Here is a 4,143-nt window from a genome sequence, read left to right on the forward strand (position 1 = left end):
TCAATTCATTGATCTGTTTGCGAAGGGACGCTTGAACGACGATACAAATCCGTCCCTTGCCAACAATCCTCCTTGTTTCTGTGTGGATCGGCCTGTGGCGACGGCAAGGTTAAGTTGGAGTGATTGCATAAGTCTCAGGTAGCAAACTGCGAAGTAGAATTACTTATATCTGTTGCGTCGAAATTGTGGTGGAAGCGCCGGTTAGTGTGCGTTATTCTCCACCGATGCGGACCGTTCGCCGCGATCACTAGGAGTGCCCAATGCCCGCCTCACTCAAGCCGAACATCATCATGATCATGGCCGACGACGTAGGCATCTGGAACATCAGCGCCTATCACCGCGGCATGATGGGTGGCAACACACCGAACATCGATCGCCTCGCAAGCGAAGGCGCGCTGTTCACTGATTACTATGGCCAGCAATCCTGCACTGCGGGACGCGCGGCGTTCATCACCGGGCAAACGCCGTTCCGGACGGGACTTCTCAAAGTCGGCCTGCCCGCGGCAAAACAGGGTTTGCAGGATACCGATCCAACGATCGCGGAATTTCTCAAGCCACTCGGTTACGCGACGGCGCAGATCGGCAAGAACCATCTGGGGGATCGCAACGAGTACCTGCCCACAGTCCATAGTTTCGACGAGTTCCACGGCATCCTCTATCACCTCAATGCGATGGAAGAGCCCTACGATCCGCAGTATCCGAAGGACGAGAAATTCCGCGAAAAGTTCGGGCCACGCAACATAATCAGCAGCCTCGCCACCGAGGTCGACGATCCGGCAGAGGATCCACGCTGGGGCCGCGTCGGCAAGCAGAAGATAACGGATGCCGGTCCCCTGCCGCCGCATCCGGGCATGGATCCCGCTGCCAAGGTGAGCATGGAAGACATCGATGCCGATCTAGTGAGGCGGTCGTGCGACTTCATCGACCGCTCAGTGAAGGCGGGGCAACCATTTTTTTTTATGGCACAACTCCACACGGTGCCACTCCTTTACGCATCTCTCCAAGCAGTGGGACGGCAAGACCGGCTTCGGTTTGTTTGCCGATGCGATGGCCGAGCTGGACTGGGTTGTGGGAGAATTGCTCGCCAAGCTGGACGCACTCGGCATCGCCGACAACACGATCGTGATGTTCACCAGCGATAACGGTGCGGAAATCTTCAGCTGGCCCGATGGCGGCAATCATCCGTTCCGCGGCGAGAAGGGCACGGTTTACGAAGGCGGTTTCCGGGTGCCTATGCTCGCCAAGTGGCCTGGCGTCATCAAGTCGGGCACCATCATAAACGAGGTCATGTCCGCTGAAGATTGGATGCCGACCCTTGTCGCGGCTGCCGGAGGCGAACCGGATTTGAAAGAAAAATTGCTCAGCGGCTACCAGGTGGGCGAGAAGACCTTCAGGAACCATCTCGATGGCTACAACTTCAAACCGTTCTTTGAAGGCAAGGTCACTGAGAGTCCGCGCCGGGAGTTCTTCTATTTCAGCGACAATGCTGATCTCATTGGCGGTGCGTTACAACGAGTGGAAAATCACCTTCAAAACCATCGTCGGCAACCTGTTCTCCGGCAAGGAGGACTCGACCAATGTCCCGCTCGTGACCAACCTGCGCGTCGATCCTTGGGAACGATACCAGACCGAGTCGACCTCCTACGGCGAATGGTGGGGCAAGAAACTGTGGGTCATGATGCCCGCTACAATGGTCATGAGTAAGTTCCTCTCCACCTTCAAGGACTACCCGCCCAGCCAGGTCTCCGGTTCGCTTAGCGTGGAGAAGGCATTGCAGGCTTTACAGGAGGGGGGCAGGAAGAACTGATGGAGCGTCGCGCGCCATTGATTGACTAGCACATCTGGCCAAGCCATGCGGGCAGGGTCTTTTCATTTTCCCTTCGAAAGGGGAATATTCCGGCTTTGCTTTTGGGGAAACCCCTGATTGTCGCCTCGTCTGTTCAAGCGTAAACTGTCGTCGTAGGCAAAGGTCCATTCCGTCCCGCACTCACGCCGTTTTAATTGACGCATGGTTTCCTCCCCGCATTGATAAAGACTGGGGCGCAAAGCTGAGGGCCCTCCGTTTGGCCGCTGGCCTGACTCAATCAGAGCTTGGCGAAACCCTCCTGATCTGCTCGATCGAGGCTATGTCATGCTGGATTCCAAGTCTGGTGGTTTTTGCTACATAATTCCGCGTTTTCCGGAGCGGCAGCGAGCGATCCAGAGTCCGATATCTCCCTTGAACTCGAACAGTTTGCCGAGGATATCGATTTCAAATACGTCAATGAAACACGGGAAATCATGCTCGAGGCGGGGGACACATCGATGGCACTTCCTAAGTGTGGAGCTGTTGGCGGTCACTTCTGAAACATGTCGCTGACGCCCTTCCACACCGAGCGGCGGCATGCCTGACGAGTGTAAGGGCAAGAATGTCGAGATACTCCCGGATTAACGATGCTCGGCGCAATATTTGGAGGGTGAGACACCGGCGTGCGCCAACCGAGCGGCGGACCGTTCATTTACGTTCAACTGGTATGTGAGTGCTGATCTTCCGCGCGAGGTCACGCTGTTCGTCCGACTTGGCGTTAAGTCTGCTGGCGGGAACTTGCACTTGGAGTGGTGCGGCGGGGAAGGCGTCGTCTGCACTGACTTCGGCGATACGGCTGCTATGCTGGTTGCACCTTCAAGCATATTTTCCCTCATGTATGGCGATGGGCACTTGATAGCCGGAGCGGACGTTGCCTACATTAAAAGCGAAGATGGCGTCATTAGGCTGAATTCAGAAGCCTCGCTGGTGGATCTGATTATAACGATCACGGATGTTTTGGGCTTCACCGCCAAGCAATAGGCATTGCTGACAATTGGCGCACAAGTGTTCGGTGCTATCTTCGGAACCGGCATATTGTTCGCTATTATTACAATTTGGCTGCAATGGCCAAACCGTAGACAACGGTCCCGACGGATTTCCCTTGATGATTCGAAGGCTCGGGTCGCGAAACAGCGTCAAGCATGAGAGCGTGAAGTTGGCCGCTCGTCCCCGAGATTGACGTCGCGAATATCAACAAGAGAGTCTGCGAAGCTAGATGAAGGGCCGCGCCAAGACGGCATCATCTTTCTTTCTGGATCAGCGATAGCAATCGGCATCGCGCATTTCACGACCATTTTTCGGGTCGATCTCCTACAAGGACGAGGGCATCCACGATCATGCTGGTCCACCAAGGATCGGCGTCTTGGGACAGCTGTGATACATCCGCCAAGTCGAGTCCGACAACGCTTGGAGCGAAGCCGAGTCTTGTGGACGGTTCCTGAAGGTGCTCCCTCACAGCGTCCACCACTTCGGCAAGATCTTGGCTGGCTGCGATCAAGCCGATGTCGAGATCGCTTTCCAGTCCATCTTCCTTTCGAGTAACGCTGCCGTAAATCCAAAGGCTTTTGACTAACGAACGCCGGTCGCTGGCGCTGTTTCGAACGGTGTCGATGATCTGGGAAAATCTCTTTGTCTCGGCATCGAAGAGGACCTCGATTTGCGGGCCGAGAGAATGGGCTCAATTGAAGCGGTGTAGCTTCGTGAACTGCGAGCCGAAAGCAATTTATCTGCTGTATAAGATTACCTGTGCTTGCAGGGCGCGATGTTCCTTGGCGGGGTGCCTGATGTTTCGGTCGCTTACCAGCATTTTTCCGAACCATGATCCGGACTGATAAGCATGCGAGCGATATGCGGCACAACCAATCCGACCCAACCTATGATACCGCTGACTGCAACCTGAGCGGCAACAATGCATGCTACCAGCGTCAGTATCAGTCAGCGCAGCCGCTCCACCTTCACGCCGAGCGCCCTCGCATCCTCGTCACCGACGGACAACAGATTGATCCGCCAGCGCAATGCTAATAGCAAGCCGCCTGCGATCAGCACCGGCGGCGCGATGAGGGTGATTTTTTCATGATTTGATACCTGCCATCGGCGGTGCTTTCAAAAAGCTCAACCCGCGCAGTCTCATCCGAAACCCTGTGATGTTCGTCGTCGCTGTGGTTTCCGCCCTGACCACCGTGCTTTTCGTCAAGGACATTGCAACAGGCGGACAGAGCCTCGGTTTCTCCTTCCAGATCATCATCTGGCTGTGGTTTACCGTGCTCTTTGCCAACTTCGCCGAAGCGGTGGCCGAG

General features: G+C 55.6%; 1 protein-coding gene and 4 pseudogenes. 4 read left to right on the top strand and 1 reads right to left on the bottom strand.

The features are described from left to right. Positions 1–296: 296 nt before the first annotated feature. The 3 genes and pseudogenes from PHA01_RS29030 to PHA01_RS29040 form a co-directional block, all read left to right on the top strand. Positions 297–887 (top strand): annotated as a pseudogene (locus tag PHA01_RS29030) (sulfatase-like hydrolase/transferase); the annotation flags it as partial. A gap of 121 nt (positions 888–1,008) precedes the next feature. After that, a pseudogene (locus PHA01_RS29035) lies at positions 1,009–1,704 on the top strand (sulfatase-like hydrolase/transferase); the annotation flags it as partial. A 745-nt stretch (positions 1,705–2,449) separates the two neighbouring features. Then, complete coding sequence (locus PHA01_RS29040; RefSeq protein ID WP_271899713.1) at positions 2,450–2,827, top strand: hypothetical protein; 378 nt, start codon at positions 2,450–2,452, stop codon at positions 2,825–2,827. A gap of 837 nt (positions 2,828–3,664) precedes the next feature. Here PHA01_RS29040 and PHA01_RS29045 read toward each other — a convergent pair. Further along, positions 3,665–3,928: pseudogene (locus tag PHA01_RS29045) on the bottom strand (iron chelate uptake ABC transporter family permease subunit); the annotation flags it as partial. On the opposite strand from PHA01_RS29045, the pseudogene PHA01_RS29050 reads away from it, so the two are divergent. Then, positions 3,925–4,143 (top strand): annotated as a pseudogene (locus tag PHA01_RS29050) (potassium-transporting ATPase subunit B); the annotation flags it as partial. The pseudogenes PHA01_RS29045 and PHA01_RS29050 overlap by 4 nt on opposite strands.

It is taken from the genome of Candidatus Phyllobacterium onerii (assembly GCF_028331445.1).
GTDB lineage: Bacteria > Pseudomonadota > Alphaproteobacteria > Rhizobiales > Rhizobiaceae > Phyllobacterium > Phyllobacterium onerii.